The sequence below is a fragment of the Eubacterium sp. An3 genome (genome assembly GCF_002159465.1).
In the GTDB taxonomy this organism is placed as follows: domain Bacteria; phylum Bacillota; class Clostridia; order Lachnospirales; family Lachnospiraceae; genus Anaerobutyricum; species Anaerobutyricum stercoris.
The window spans coordinates 1-14,671 of record NZ_NFIR01000003.1; the positions used below are offsets into that span (position 1 = coordinate 1).

At 31.4% G+C, this 14,671-nt stretch carries 11 protein-coding genes; 4 read left to right on the forward strand and 7 right to left on the reverse strand.

All coding sequences use genetic code 11. The features are described 5' to 3' along the window. The first annotated feature begins 119 nt into the window (after window positions 1-119). The 3 genes from B5F87_RS04310 to B5F87_RS04320 all read left to right on the forward strand — a co-directional run bounded on the left by B5F87_RS04310 (window position 120) and on the right by B5F87_RS04320 (window position 2,054). Window positions 120-380, forward strand: coding sequence for an ATP-binding protein (locus B5F87_RS04310; protein WP_343215727.1), 261 nt, complete (start codon window positions 120-122; stop codon window positions 378-380). A gap of 70 nt (window positions 381-450) precedes the next feature. Beyond that, entirely contained in the window at window positions 451-852 is a 402-nt protein-coding gene (locus B5F87_RS04315) for a hypothetical protein (RefSeq protein ID WP_087277357.1), read from the forward strand. A 266-nt stretch (window positions 853-1,118) separates the two neighbouring features. After that, window positions 1,119-2,054, forward strand: a complete 936-nt coding sequence (locus tag B5F87_RS04320) for a glycosyltransferase family 2 protein (protein ID WP_087277360.1) — start codon at window positions 1,119-1,121, stop codon at window positions 2,052-2,054. Between the two features lie 113 nt (window positions 2,055-2,167). Here B5F87_RS04320 and B5F87_RS04325 read toward each other — a convergent pair whose 3' ends face one another. From B5F87_RS04325 to B5F87_RS04335, 3 genes are read right to left on the reverse strand one after another with little or no spacing between them, the layout of a single operon-like run. Beyond that, window positions 2,168-4,189, reverse strand: a complete 2,022-nt coding sequence (locus tag B5F87_RS04325) for a hypothetical protein (RefSeq protein ID WP_143405194.1) — start codon at window positions 4,187-4,189, stop codon at window positions 2,168-2,170. 28 nt (window positions 4,190-4,217) lie between these two features. Further along, window positions 4,218-5,168, reverse strand: coding sequence for a glycosyltransferase family 2 protein (locus B5F87_RS04330; RefSeq protein ID WP_087277367.1), 951 nt, complete (start codon window positions 5,166-5,168; stop codon window positions 4,218-4,220). A 12-nt stretch (window positions 5,169-5,180) separates the two neighbouring features. Further along, the gene (locus B5F87_RS04335; protein WP_087277370.1) at window positions 5,181-6,563 is read right to left on the reverse strand and encodes a DUF6056 family protein; all 1,383 of its coding nucleotides are present in this window, start codon (window positions 6,561-6,563) and stop codon (window positions 5,181-5,183) included. 118 nt (window positions 6,564-6,681) lie between these two features. Here B5F87_RS04335 and B5F87_RS04340 point away from each other — a divergent pair, with 118 nt between their 5' ends. Continuing rightward, the gene (locus tag B5F87_RS04340) at window positions 6,682-7,641 is read left to right on the forward strand and encodes a glycosyltransferase family 2 protein (protein ID WP_087277373.1); all 960 of its coding nucleotides are present in this window, start codon (window positions 6,682-6,684) and stop codon (window positions 7,639-7,641) included. Window positions 7,642-7,716: 75 nt separating this feature from the next. Here B5F87_RS04340 and B5F87_RS04345 read toward each other — a convergent pair whose 3' ends face one another. The 4 genes from B5F87_RS04345 to B5F87_RS04360 are packed head-to-tail and all read right to left on the reverse strand — an operon-like array spanning window position 7,717 to window position 14,630. Further along, entirely contained in the window at window positions 7,717-9,906 is a 2,190-nt protein-coding gene (locus B5F87_RS04345) for a glycosyltransferase (protein WP_158096949.1), read from the reverse strand. A 14-nt stretch (window positions 9,907-9,920) separates the two neighbouring features. Beyond that, the gene (locus B5F87_RS04350; RefSeq protein WP_087277379.1) at window positions 9,921-12,419 is read right to left on the reverse strand and encodes a class I SAM-dependent methyltransferase; all 2,499 of its coding nucleotides are present in this window, start codon (window positions 12,417-12,419) and stop codon (window positions 9,921-9,923) included. A gap of 36 nt (window positions 12,420-12,455) precedes the next feature. Beyond that, window positions 12,456-13,820, reverse strand: a complete 1,365-nt coding sequence (locus tag B5F87_RS04355) for an ABC transporter ATP-binding protein (protein ID WP_087277381.1) — start codon at window positions 13,818-13,820, stop codon at window positions 12,456-12,458. 12 nt (window positions 13,821-13,832) lie between these two features. After that, window positions 13,833-14,630: an ABC transporter permease gene (locus tag B5F87_RS04360; protein WP_087277384.1), complete on the reverse strand. Its 798-nt coding sequence runs from the start codon at window positions 14,628-14,630 to the stop codon at window positions 13,833-13,835. Window positions 14,631-14,671: the final 41 nt, after the last annotated feature.

Here is a 14,671-nt window from a genome sequence, read left to right on the forward strand (position 1 = left end):
CAGATCAGTATGAAAAAGAATACTATGCAGCATTAGATGAAAGAGCTGAAGCTTTAGCAGGGTAACTCAACATTAAAAGGGCATATTTAATTTGTACTTTTTCTTGACATAGGACCAACCTGCTCATACTGGATGAATGGGGATATGTCCCTGTCGATAAGGACGGATCCCAGCTACTGTTCCGTGTCATATCTGACAGCTATGAGAGCAAGAGCCTGATCCTGACAACAAATCTGGAATTTTCAAAATGGGGCGGGATCTTTACGGATGACCAGATGGCCGCTACAATGATCGACCGGCTTGTCCAGCACGGACATTTACTGATCTTCGAGGGGAAAAGCTACCGGATGGAACATGCCCTTATGCGCAGGGATGCATAATGCCCGCTGAAGGCAGGGGAAATCCCTTGCTGAAGAAAGGGATTTCCAACGCTTTTTTAAGGAAAAATACTTGACAAAAAACAGAAAGGGAAATGCAGATGGAAAAGAGAGACACGGATTCCAATGGAGCACAAATATCAGCCTGACAAAGAAAAACCTGGAAGAAATGGTCTGCGCAGGGCGTGGGAGATGGAAAATAGAAAACGAAGGATTTAATAACCAGAAAAACGGGATCTATGATATAGAGCATCTGAACAGCAGGGACAGCAATGCGATGAAAAACCATTATCTGCTGACGCAGATCGCAGATATCATGATGCAGATGTATCTGGTATGGAGTCCATTGATCCGAGAGACAGGGCAGAGCATAAAAAATACATCTTCAAGGCTACTGGAAAGTTTTCGCAGACAAACAATAACGGATGAAGATGTACTTTACATCCAGAGATACACAACAGTATATCTTGAATAACAAGGCTATTATACAACAGGTGGTGGTGGAATGGAATAGGAAACCAAACAAAAAACTGACGAAAAATAAAAATGTCAGGAGAAATGCAGCTATGGGATGTGGATAACTTCAAAAAAACGGGGCAGGCAGTGGAAAGATATCCACAAAAGAAATTCTGTGTCAGAAAGTTTGGTTTGCTAATATTTATTCTTCGCCGCTGTGGTAAAATAAGCACATTGTATTTTATACGAGATTATATGCTATACTAAACCAAAGGAGAGAATAAGATGGATAAAATCGCAGTATTAATTCCATGTTATAACGAAGGCAAAACTGTTGACAAAGTTGTCAAAGATTTTAAACAGGCATTACCGGAATCAACTATTTATGTCTACGATAACAATTCTACGGACAATACCGCTGAGTTTGCCGAAAAAGCCGGAGCTATTGTCCGCCATGAATATCAGCAAGGAAAGGGAAATGTGATACGGCGTATGTTTCGTGAAATCGACGCCGAATGTTATATCATGACAGACGGTGATGACACCTATCCTGCCGAATATGCCCGTGAAATGGCAGATAAAGTTCTTCAGAGAAATGTAGATATGGTCGTCGGTGATCGGCTTTCTTCCACTTATTTTGAAGAAAATAAACGCCCTTTCCATAACATGGGGAATTCTATTGTCCGTAAATCCATTAATTTTTTATTTAAAAGCGAAATCAAAGATATTATGACTGGCTATCGCGCATTCAGTTATCAATTTGTAAAAAGTTTTCCAGTTTTATCTAAAGGATTTGAAATTGAAACAGAAATGAGCATTCATGCCATTGACAAAAATATGTCCATTGAAAATGTAATTATAGAATACCGTGACAGACCAGAAGGCAGCGAATCAAAGCTGAACACTTATTCTGATGGATTAAAAGTTCTTTTTACCATTTTCCGGTTATACCGCAATTATAAACCAATTAATTTTTTCAGCATCATTGCTTTACTACTGATCGTGATTTCTGCTGCATTTTTTATACCAATTTTGATTACCTACACCAAAACTGGTTTGGTTCCTAACTTTCCTACTTTGATTGTCTGCGGATTTATTGTTATGGCAGCTTTGATGTCTCTTTTTACCGGTATTGTTCTTCAGACGCTGCGCCAAAAAGATCGGCAAGATTTTGAGATGAATTTAATATATATATCTGAAAATAAAAAACATCTTATTTAATATTTAGTTCATATATTTCCGGGATAAACACCACTTTAACCCGGAAATATTTTTCTTTTTATATTTTCTCTTCAGATTAATCATTTACTATTAATCTAATTCAATAAAAATAACTACAACCAAAATTGTATCCCATAGGCTATTTTATAATATAATACCGGACACATTTCTTGATAGGACTGCATATCACTTGCAAATATTACCATACTATTATATATCAATGATAAAATAGACAAAAATACTACTATACTTCTCAAATAACCATATATTTCTAATTTATTATAAGTATCCATCAATACAAAAATTGTAATTACAGTTGGTAAAAATAGAAATAATCCAAAATCATTTGTATATCGTATTAATAACCCTGCCATTTGCGTATCGACTATTACTATAATCATCGCAAAAACAATGGACAAAACATTAAATAAGTATAACCTTTTTTTCATTAATATATTTTTCAATTTAAACGAACCACAACCAAATAACAAAATTAAGTTCGATGTTATCATCCCACCAAATAATATTTCCATAATCGTATTTCCTTGATAATCATTCGCTAAATTACTTGCATACAGAAATGGAAATTTAGCTAATAATGTTGGTGGTTGAAATAAATAGACAAATAATCCTAATCCTGTACGAGCCCATACCCACCCTCTTTTTGTCATATCATTACTCGTCAAATTATAATTAGCCCCAAAATCAAATACTGAATCAAAACGTATATAATTATAATACATTAATCCAATAGCAACCAACATATATGGCAAAACCAAACATAAAAATTCTAAAATTGTATTTTTTAATTTTATCCCTCTTTTATATTTTTTTATTATAACATCCTTCAACAAAGGTATTATTAAAAAGCTCCCCAATAATAATTGAGGTCTACATCCAGCCACTAATGCCATACATAGAGAGCCTAACAATATATAGATTTTTTGCAATTGTTCCTCATTTTTTATAGCTTTTATCCAAAAATACAATCCATAAACCGTAAAAGTGAGTCCCATTAAAATGGGAATGGAATAAAAATCAGGACGTTTTGCTATATATAGTGTTCCGCAGCCATTTATAATAACTGCTGACATTATAAGATATAGTACAACTGATACGTTTCGGACATATTTTAAAGCAATTTCTTTTAGTAACAATAATACTCCTATAACAAAAAATAGCATTAGGAACATAATAACGTAATGATTTAACGGCATTGTTCCAGTAATCAAATACCATGGAATATAAATTAAAAGAACAGGCACAACACCAAAGTAAACATAAAATTTTCCATCATAATATGCATAATCCCATGGGGCCTCAATTCCTTTTTTCGTACGAGCATTATAATCATATGGATTTTCCATTTGCTTTAATTCTTCTGTTACTTCTATATCCACATTTACCTTTTTATCAAAAATTGCTTCCGTTAATTTCCAATATTGAATTTGATTAATCAATGCTTTTTCATTAGCAATTAACCAAGGATTAATCGAAGACATACTCCAAAATAATGTTATTTGCAATATAATATAAGCACAAATAATTACCTTGCATATTCCTAATTTATCACTGATTCTTATCTTCCACAAAAAAGAAGAATATCTAAATATATAAACTATACCTAATATTAAAATGATAACTGCCATTCTCTCCCAGCATAATTTTATTGGAATTTCTTTATTTAATTCAATATTATGAATTATTATTTTCTCGTTTTCACAATTCAAAAAATTAATTTTGATTTTTTCTGCATTACCTGATGGATATAAACGTATATATTTACTATCTTCCACTTCATATAAAATCTTTTGTGATGGCATATTAAAATAAAATTCATTTGCATCATCTATAAAAGATATTTGAATATCATATACATCTTGTTCCCCTTCTATATTTAAAAATATATTTTTTACCTTTCGGTTAATTTGAGATAATTCTATATAAGAATCTTCAGAATCATTTATTTGGATATAATTTGAACGTATTCTATCTATTCCCTTTCCATAATTAATATTATATTCTTTTATATTATAGAAAAATCTAGATTCTATTGCACGATAATTAAATAATAGTATTTCTAACGCTAATGCTATAAACAATATTATAAAAACTACAATGATTTTTTTCTTCATAAGCACCTTAAATAATCTCAAAATATTTTTATTTTACTCTTTCAAAACATGATTTATTAGATTCAGCTATAATATAATGAGGTCTTTTTTTACATTCTAAATAAGTCTTAGATAAATATTGGCCTATTATTCCTAAGCAAAACATTTGAATTCCACCAATAAAAACCATAACACATATGATGGAAGCCCATCCAGCAACCGGGTCACCAAAAATAACTCTACGCAAAATAACTAACAGAAGCATAAAAAAAGAAATTACTGTCATAATCATACCAAACCAAGATGCTATACTCAATGGTGCTTGAGAAAAATTAATGATTCCTTCTATTGCATATTTAAATAACGTCCAAAAGTTCCATTTTGTTTTTCCCGCAATGCGTTCCACATTTTCATAAGGCAGCCAATATGTTCTAAACCCAATCCATCCAAAAATCCCTTTTGAAAAACGATTATATTCTTCCATAGATATTATCGCCTCAACCATTTCTTTTCTCATCATACGAAAATCTCTAGCACCATCAACAATATCTGAATCTGAAATTTTATTGATTATTTTGTAAAATTTTCTTGCAAACCAACTTCTTATTATCGGCTCTCCTTTCCTATCCATTCTCCGAGTCGCAACACTATCATATTCTTTGGTTAATAATATCTTTAACATTTTAGGAATAAGATTTGGTGGATCTTGCATATCCGCGTCCATTACAGCTATATAATTTCCTTTTGCATTACAAAACCCCGCATACATTGCAGCTTCTTTTCCAAAATTTCTTGAAAATGATAAATAAATAATCTTATCATCATTTATAGAATACTCTTTTATAATGTCTAAAGTTCTATCTGTTGAACCGTCATTTATAAAAATAATTTCATAATCAAATGAATGTATATTTTTTACGACTTTCTTTACTTCTTCATAAAAATATGGTAATGCTTCTTCCTCATTATAGCAAGGAACAATTAATGATAAAAGATTCATAACTTTCACTCCTTAAAACGAATTAATATAATACAATATATGGTCAATTATGAATATACTTGCTATTCCAATACCTAATGGCATTATTTTAAACATTCTTTCTTGTGAACATTTAATTTTTAAAATTTCTTTAAATAATATAACGCTTATAATCATTATAGAAAAATACATAAAAATAAATGTTCTAGTCCCCGAGGCCCAAATTGTTGGTGAAAATCCCATTATAATACGACTTACGAAGCCTATCGCTCCTATATAAATTAATACTATTGCCATTTTTTTATTTGTTACTACTTGCCATATACTAATGATAATACATACCAATATCAATGTAATAAATGTGTCAGGAATCCACATACGCATTTCTGTTAATTTTATATTTGTTCCTGTTTCTGTCATACTTGTTGTTAATGCAATAATATTGGGAAAAACTAAAGAAAAAATATTTCCAAACAGTCCAATTACTATACTAACTATAAAAGGTAAACTTGCAATAATACGATAAATTATTTTTTTATTATAATAATATGTCAATACTATAAGTAGTAACGAAAACAAAAAGAAAACTAGATTAGGCTTCATAAAAAACTCAAACAAAGAGGAGGAATATCCCATTTCTAATTTATTAAAAAAAGATAACTCTCTAAATGATGAAAACCATGTTGCTATTTCCTGTTCTGTTCTAATCATATTTCCTGGACAACTTATAATAAAAAGCAAACTTATAGTGCTTAAAAGCAAACCTAAAACAATAATCCAAGGCAATTTTTTTTCTTTTAAATACATATAGACACCACACAAGAAATAAATTGCCCAAATCACTGCACACATCTGTTCTTGATTAATTGCATAACATAATGCAATCACAGAAAAAAATATTGTTAACATAGAATTTTTTTTCTTTTTAATTAAATTATTTACTGGAATCATACCAATAAAACCAAAAGCCAATGGCCATAAATAATTAAGAGTCGTTGCTATCCATCCCGCAGAATTCATTATTTCAAAAGGAAAAGCCAACATTATTAATATAATCCACCAATTCATCTTTACATTTTTTGTATCATTAAAAAAAATAGATATTGCTTTTGCTATCCATATCATTAAAACTGTATCAATAATTTTCCATAATAAAGGATAATGAACAACTATAACTAAGACACCTTCTATAATTAATCTTGAAGTCCAATTGTGATATCTTTGTCCCAAATATTGTCTCCATACTTCAAATGTCCCATTATCCCCTAAAACATCGGAAAAATAAACATCATCGCCCCATTGCAAATTAATATCATAATGGATTAAAGCAACCAATAATCCCCAAAAAACAAACGGAAAATATTGTGATATAATAATTTTATTCATTTTTTCTTTTATAGTAGCAATATACACCATTTCATTAAACTCCTACTCAATTAATAATATATAATGTAACATAGAAAGATTTTTTTGTTGTATTATTACATTTCACATGATAATATAACCTTAAAAAGAAAGGATTATATCATATACTATGTATTATTTTAATAAACATATTGCTATCTGCCTGGCAACCTATAACGGAGAATCTTATATAGAAGCTCAGCTCAACTCCATTTTAACTCAAACATATCATAATTGGATATTATTTATACGCGATGACTGCTCAAAAGACAACACTTTATCGATATTACAATCTTACGCTCTTCGTTATCCAGAACAAATAATTATTATCCCTAATTCTGCCAGAAAAAGTTCTGGTTCCAAGAATAATTTTACTTCTATATTAAAGTGGATAAATAAGCATTATTCTTTTGATTACTATATGTTCTCTGATCAGGATGACATATGGCTTGAAAGCAAGATTGAAGATTCTGTTAAAAAGTTACATCAAACAGAAAACCTCCTGTCCAAATCTATGCCTATTCTCCTACACACTGACCTTAGAGTCGTTGATCAGAATTTAAATCCGTTAGGAGAATCTTTTTTCAAATATAGAGCCTTAAATACCAATGTAATCGATTTACCCCATCTGCTGGTACAAAATAACGTCACTGGCTGTACTATGATGTGGAATCGGGCTCTGAATAACATACTACATCTTGATAATGAAAATATTGCCATGCATGATTGGTGGGTCACTTTGGCAGCCTCCTGTTTCGGAAAAATAGTTTGTATCCAAAAGCCAACCATCCTCTATCGTCAACATAAAAAAAATGTAGTTGGGGCTACCAAAGTCAATACCCCTCTTTTTCTTCTTAAAAGACTGTCTGGTGACACAAAGATAAAAGAAACTTTAAATCTTTCTATCGCACAGGCACAAACCTTTTTACATGTTTACCGCAAAGAATTGTTGCCCGAACAAATCCAGATATTAAATGCCTTTATTAATATCACTAAACACAATAAATTTATGCGTATCCTTATTGCTTTTAAATATCATTTTTTAAAGCAAAATTTTATTCAAATTATCGGTGAACTTCTGTATCTATAATTTTGCATCCCCATTTTATTTTCATTCTGTTTTTTAGAATATCTTCTTGTTTAATAAAAATGGGGATGACCATTTTTATAATTCTAATTCTTCCTCCACATCGGCCAATTTACCATCCAAGATAATTCTCATGATATATTTTTTATCATGGAATTCTTCAGAATCTAAATAACAATTCCATCCTGTTAAATTAACATACTTTCTTGTATTCGCCAGCACCCGTAAATCCGGACGATATATTTTATTTGTATCAATCAGCAAAGTCTCTGTCTCACCTTCAAATAGCAACTGAGAAATTCGTTTATTATTATTAATGCGATTTTCAAAAAATGCATATCCCTGTAAAAAGATATAATCCCAACAATCTATAGAAATACAGTCAAATTTTGCTCTGATACGACTATCTAGCTTAAATTCTTTATCAAAAGAATCTATCTTTTTCACATGATTCATTGTAGGTTTATTTTCACCATTACCTTTGACATAAATACGAAAATCATTATGCACTTGAGATAAATTGGGGCTATAGAATGGATCTCTATAATAATATTTAGGGTGCTTTTTATAAAGATTCTCTCGTTCCTGAATCAATCTCCTCATTTTTTTATCATCGAGTACGTCATTACCTCTACTTATCGATTCATGATGATAAAGAATGGCATCATTACGAATCACATTATAATATCCATGCTCTAGAAGTTTGAAACAAAGATCCACATCATTATAAGTGACAGCCAACTTTTCATCAAATCCACCTATTTCCTGGAATTTCATTTTATCTACCATTAAACAAGCTCCAGTCACTGCAATCACATTAAAATCCAACCTATTCCTTCCGAAATAATATAAATTTTTGTCATCACATCCTCCAAACATGTGTACCGGTCCCTGCTGAATATTTATAATACCACAATGTTGAATAATCGTGCTATTTGGATAATATAATTTAGCGCCTACAGCTCCTACATAATCCAAAGATGCCTGTCCAACCAGTATACTCAGCCAGTCTTTTTTGAAAATTTCAATATCATCATTTAAAAATAGCAGAAATTCTCCTTTTGCTTTTTCCGCCCCAATATTGCACATTTTTGAAAAATTAAATTCCATTTTTTCATACATATATATATGATGATATTTTTTATCTAAATTCTCATAATTTCTTCTATTCTCTTCATTGCTGCCGTTATCCACATGGATAATTTCATAGTTTGCATATTCTGTCAATTGATGTAAGGTATCAACGCATCTTTTATATACATTAAAATTATCTTTAGATGGTATAATTATACTAACTAGAGGATTAGATGAATTATAATAAGTCACATGGGCCTGATATAACTTCAACTCATCATCCACTTTACCTTCAATATGCCTTCTTTTTATTGCTTCTTCACAAGCTTTTCTGGACGCCTCAAATACATATGGTTTTGCCTCTGGCGTCACAGCCGTTGAACCTTCTCTTTGCCTCCAATGATAGAGCACCTTAGGAATATGAGCAATTCGATCAGGTGATGTTTTTTCTACAAACCGTAATGTAAAATCATAATCCTGAGAGCCTTCATATCCCACTCGCAAACCACCTAATTCTTTAACTATGCTTGTACGATACACTCCCAAATGAGAAGTATACATCATAGTCATTAAAGTATCCGGTGACCAGTCAGGCTTAAAATGCGGTTCCCACCTTACTTCACCTTTTTCATCAATTTTATCTTCGTCTGTATAAATAAAATCATAACTTGGATTTTCATTCAGTTTTAGAGCCACCTCATAAAGTGCATTTTCGGGAATTAGATCGTCACAATCCATAAAAGCAATAAACTCTCCATCTGCTAATTCAATTGCACTGTTAGTAGCTCTGGAAATGTGTCCATTCTCTTTTCGGTAAACTACTCTTACCCGTGGATCTTTTTCATATTTTTTTAATATTTCTCGCATGCTTTCCCATGAAGAATTGTCATCTGCCAGACAAAGCTGCCAATTCATATAAGTTTGATGAAAAATAGATTCAATACATTCAACCAACATATTTTCCGGCACATTATATACTGGAATTACTACTGAAATTAATGGCTGATAATCTAACTTTTTTTGTTCTTTAGCTTTTTTTTCATTCTGCTCTATCCATTTTTCATACTCATTTTTTTCTGCAGCAAAAGTCCTTTTTTTCTCATTCCAAAAATACAAAGTTACTAAAACACCTTCGCGCAAAGTCATTTTCAAACCTTTTATAATGTATCTTATAATTCTTTTCATTTTTTCCATTTTTCTCTCCATTTTTATTTTCTTTTTCGTTTTGGCATCTTTTTTAAATAACTGCGCAGTTTTTTTATAGTTTCCTTTGATATTTTATCCAAACTCAACTCTACATGGAGACTATTTGTTCCCTCTTTTAACTGTGTCAAATATATCCATGGATCTTCTGTATCAAATATATAACAATGCTTTTCCAAAACATCTCCATTTATTTCATATATTGGATCATATGTCTCTTCTCCAACTATGGCAGTTAAATTCTTTATACGAATAATACCCTCACATTCCATTGGATCAATACGAAGCCCTGTTATATTATCTGTCAAAGGGATATCCAATTGTATATTCTCGTTATCTTTATAATGATATATTGATGTATTTGACTCAGATAATCCGGTTCCACAATCGAAATATATTTTTATTTCCAATTCCTTTTGAACTCTATTATATTGTCGGTTACTCTCCTCGAGAAACACAGAAGAAACTTTATCCACTATCATTTCTATATTAATAGATTTTGTCCCTTCTTTTATATCTGGAATGTGTATCCAAGGATCACTAGTATTATATAAAATATAATTTTTATCGGTTATCACTCCATTTACATTAAAAAATGGTGTATAATCTTCTTCATCAGAACATGCCTGAATTCTTATTAAGTTTACAATTCCTGCACATTCCATTGGATCAATTCTGATACTCTTAACTTCCTTGTTAATCGGGATATTCAGAGATGTTTTTTCTTTTTCCACACATGAAAAATAGCTGGTGTTCATTTCTGATAATCCCTCGCCATAGTCATAATAAACTTTGATTTCTGATCCTGTTTCAATTCTATTTTTAATAGTTGCATCGTTAATAACAAACTTTGGTTTTATAATTTGAGAACCAGACAATACATATCTATTTTTATAGACGTATTCTTCCATAAAATGCCGCTCCATTTGGAAATATATGGACTGTTCCTCCTTGCTCATTCCATATTTTTCACAAAGATTCCATTTTTTAATTTCTTCTGGCGCTTGATCATATAATAATCTATATATAATATAGTTTACAGGAATCGAAAAATCATACGACCATTCATAATCTATGATATTCCAAACACCCTCCCTATAAATCACATTTTCAAAAGTAATATCTATATCTGCTCCATTAACTGCTGGAACACCTTCCAATGGACAATGTCCAAAAATACTAACAAAATCTTGGGTTTCCCTAAAATTAGTATTTTGCATACTTTGAATAATCTTCACTATTTCATCAATCAAAGCTTTTGCCTCTTGCTTTTTACCAACAGAAAGATAGGTTTCCAGCATATCCCCGGCAGACTTTCCCTCAATATACTCAAACTTCGCTGTATCATTCATCCACAAACATTTATTATATTTCAATTGTTCATCCGTATTATTAGCTTTTAAAACTTTATACATTTTATAAATATTCTGTATGTGCGTCTTTGCTGTTTCATTTAATGGCGTTTTACAAACAAAAAAATCTCCGGAGATATCTTTTATTATATCTGTCCGTATTTGAAAACAATTCACTCTCTCATTAGAATATTTAGAATAAACTACTTTACTTTCAACTTTTTCCAAATTAGTTTTACTCAAAATAACTAAAAAAGAATTAGAAAAAAAAGAAAACATATTATTTTTTATAATAGAATCATACACTTTTTCTTCATCAAATAATACCATTCGAGAATTATCAAAATTTTTTCCATTATCTGTCAACATTCCTGGTTTCGGCAGATAATCATCAGAAAAAATTTGAAATGGAATTTTATAATCTGGGTATGGATAATAAAATTGAGAATAATATCCTTTTTCATAGAATAATTGTGTCATCTCATTCTTTCCTAATGTTACTGCTCCATTAGATTTTGTATATCCTTCGAGGCCTTCAAAAAACATTCCTGTGTGATCCTCTCTGCAACCAGCCCAATATTTTAAACCAAATCGATTTTCAATAGCAATCACTATTTTTCCATTTGACTTAATATGCTTTTTTAATAAATCCAAAAAATCACCAAATGGTTCTTTCGATGACAAATAGACTCCTGCATACTCCCATACGCCAATCAACGTGATAACATCATAATCCTTGTCAAGATATGGCTCAATTTTCTCAAAATTACCTATTTTAATAACTATATTTTCATATTTTTTATTCCTATTAGCGTTGATGAGGCTTCTTCTTCTGGATAATTCCACACAATCCACCTGTTTTCCTTTTTCCGCCAATGCTCCTGTAATTGCTCCACAACCTGAACCGATTTCCAGAATTTTAGCGTTTTCCGTAAAAGGAATCCAATCTACAATATTTTTTCTAAATTGTGAAAAATGATAAAGATATTCCCATTTGTTTTTTGTGTTAATCAGCGTATATAATCCATCCTCATCATTGCTCTGCACTATTTTTAACAACTCGTCCTCAATATCTCCTTCTGAATAATAATCTTCACCGGAGTAGAACTCATAGTCCAATGCAACATTCCCAACTATCTCTTTTTTTTCCATTCTATTTCCTCAAACTCTTTCTGTCCATCTCCATTATTAACCCTGACTTACAGTTACTTCAGAAAACATATCAAAAAAACCTACATTTTCTTTATCTGCAATTACTAATAGATTCATTACATCATATTTACGATGATATACTGTAAAATTTCCATCACGAAACCCTGTACATCCAAATGAAATTAAATAATCTCCTTTTGTCAGATTCATCTTCTGTGTAAAGCTAACAACACATGTCTGCCCCTGCTCTGACTCAAAATCAATTTTTTCATACATTGTATTCGTTCCCGTTACTTCCGTTCCCTTTATATCCTTAATTGTGAACGCCAAAATCGGCTCATTCACTTTCTCATTAAAATGCACTTTGAATTTTACAGTATATCCGGAACCTTTTTCAATATTATTAGATATATACCCTTTCTCATCTAATATACAATAATCTATAATCTCTACTTCTTTTGTACCATAGTCTATAACATCCGGATTCTCCATCATGTAGTCTTTCCACAACTTCCCCTCTTTTTCAACAGACTCTGGTGTTATGGCAGAAGCATCAGTTATTACATCCAGATTGTCCGTTGCATCTTCAGTATGTTCTTTTTTTGATTTCTTCTCTACATTTTCGCCGGCTTCTTCTTCATAATCCTCCAAATCATCATCCGTTAATTGATTCACTAACAACTTCTTATAAAGATCCACAATCTTTTTTGGCTCACCTTCTGCCAGCTTATGTCCTTTATTGAGCAAAATAACCCTATCACAGTATTTACTAATACTGCTCAAATCATGGCTTACAATAACGATAGTTTTACCCTCTTTTTTAAATTCCTCAAATTTATGATAACATTTTGCCTGGAAGAATACATCGCCCACAGAGAGGGCCTCATCGACAATTAATATTTCCGGATCAATATTGATGGCCACAGCGAAGGCCAATCGAACAAACATACCGCTGGAATATGTTTTTACCGGCTGGTAAACAAAATCTCCGATATCAGCAAATTCAAGAATATCATCCAATTTGTCTTTTATTTCTTCTTCACTGAAACCAATCATTGTCCCATTCAAATAAACATTTTGTATTCCTGTATATTCCATATTAAAGCCAGCGCCCAGCTCCAAAAGAGCTGATATTCTGCCGTCTATCTCTACTTTACCGGCTGTTGGATTTAATACGCCGGTGATAATTTTAAGGATTGTTGACTTACCGGAACCATTTGTTCCGATAATTCCCACTGTCTCTCCCTTTTTTACTTGAAAATTTATTTGATCAAGAGCATAGTGATCTTTTGATAATTTCTTTTTTGTCAAATGCAACGCTTCTGCCAGCCTGTCTCTGGATCTATCATAAAGCTTATATATTTTACTGACATTTTGTACGTCAATGGCATATTCACTCATTATTTGTTCCTCCTATAATACATCCGCAAAATGCACCTGTAAGCTCTTAAATATTTTAGTCCCGATAATATACATTAATATGGTAAATACCCAGAAATAAATGGTAGTTTCCGGCCGTTGCCAGAAGACCCCATGGTAAATAAATGCGTCTCTATATCCTACAACGACATAATAAATCGGATTCAAATTAAAAATCCAGAGAAGATTTTGCGGAAGAATCTGAATATTCCACATAATCGGAGTCATCCAGATTCCCACCTGTAAAATAACACTGATTAACTGGTTTAAGTCCCTAAGAAAAACCATTATAGCACTGGTAAAATACACCATACCTGTTACAATGCAGATAAGACAAAATGAATAATAAAATACTTGCAAAGTATATGGCGTCGGCATATATCCATTTAGAACATAAACAAGTATCACAAAGAATATGAAGAAAACATGTACAAATAGCGCTGATAACACTTTAACAAACGGCAATATGTCAATTTTGAAAACTACTTTTTTAACTAAATAGCTATATTCAACTAATGCTAAAGTACCGCTATTTAACGCATCCTGAAAAAAGAACCACGGAATAATTCCTGCCATGAGCCATAGGGCAAACGGAAAGTCATTCACAGTTCCAGATTTTAATCCCACTGTAAAAACAAACCAATATACCAATATTGTCACTATTGGCTGGATGAACGCCCACATAATTCCCAAGTAGGAACCGGCGTATCTTGTTTTAAAATCATTTTTTGCCAGATTTCCAATCAATTTTCGATTCTCATATAAATTGCGAATAAAACTAACTATGTTCATTTTTTATTTTTACTCCTTTATTTATCCGAAAACTCATCTAC

Bases quoted from the DNA above. Each gene is read 5' to 3' on its own strand.
- B5F87_RS04320 (WP_087277360.1), top strand. From the start codon at position 1,119: ATGGATAAAATCGCAGTATTAATTCCATGTTATAACGAAGGCAAAACT.
- B5F87_RS04325 (WP_143405194.1), bottom strand. From the start codon at position 4,189: ATGAAGAAAAAAATCATTGTAGTTTTTATAATATTGTTTATAGCATTA.
- B5F87_RS04330 (WP_087277367.1), bottom strand. From the start codon at position 5,168: ATGAATCTTTTATCATTAATTGTTCCTTGCTATAATGAGGAAGAAGCA.
- B5F87_RS04335 (WP_087277370.1), bottom strand. From the start codon at position 6,563: ATGGTGTATATTGCTACTATAAAAGAAAAAATGAATAAAATTATTATA.
- B5F87_RS04340 (WP_087277373.1), top strand. From the start codon at position 6,682: ATGTATTATTTTAATAAACATATTGCTATCTGCCTGGCAACCTATAAC.
- B5F87_RS04345 (WP_158096949.1), bottom strand. From the start codon at position 9,906: ATGGAAAAAATGAAAAGAATTATAAGATACATTATAAAAGGTTTGAAA.
- B5F87_RS04350 (WP_087277379.1), bottom strand. From the start codon at position 12,419: ATGGAAAAAAAAGAGATAGTTGGGAATGTTGCATTGGACTATGAGTTC.
- B5F87_RS04355 (WP_087277381.1), bottom strand. From the start codon at position 13,820: ATGAGTGAATATGCCATTGACGTACAAAATGTCAGTAAAATATATAAG.
- B5F87_RS04360 (WP_087277384.1), bottom strand. From the start codon at position 14,630: ATGAACATAGTTAGTTTTATTCGCAATTTATATGAGAATCGAAAATTG.